Consider the following 429-nt stretch of genomic DNA (forward strand, 5'->3'; position numbering starts at 1 on the left):
GGCGTGGAGCTGGCCGAGGTCGCCCCCGGGGTCGACATCGCGCGGGACATCCTCGGGCAGATGGGATTCACGCCGATCGTGCAGGACCCGAAGCCCATGGATCCGCGGCTGTTCCGCGATGCCGTCATGGGGCTGGAGCCCTGGCTCCTCGGGCTCTCCCTCTCGGAGCGGATCAGCTACGACCGGGAGCGCAACATCCTGTTCTCGAACCTTGAAGGCTTTCAGGTCCGGACCATCGACGACGTGGAACTGGTGCGCCGCGAATACGAGCGCGCCTGCCAGGAGATCGGCCGCAAGGTCCACCTGATCGCCAACTACGATGGGTTCGAGATCGACCCGACGGTGAGCGATGCCTATTTCTCGGCGATCGCTTATCTGGAGAACCGGTACTACGAGACGGCATCGCGCTACACGACCAGCGCGTTCTTG

General features: G+C 64.6%; 1 protein-coding gene. It reads left to right on the top strand.

Features of this window, described 5'->3' with window-relative positions; genetic code table 11:
- The coding region (locus tag FJV41_RS50695; RefSeq protein ID WP_220138028.1) for a hypothetical protein at positions 1-429 on the top strand (429 nt) is incomplete at both ends.

This window comes from Myxococcus llanfairpwllgwyngyllgogerychwyrndrobwllllantysiliogogogochensis, assembly GCF_006636215.1.
Classification (GTDB): Bacteria; Myxococcota; Myxococcia; order Myxococcales; family Myxococcaceae; genus Myxococcus; species Myxococcus llanfairpwllgwyngyllgogerychwyrndrobwllllantysiliogogogochensis.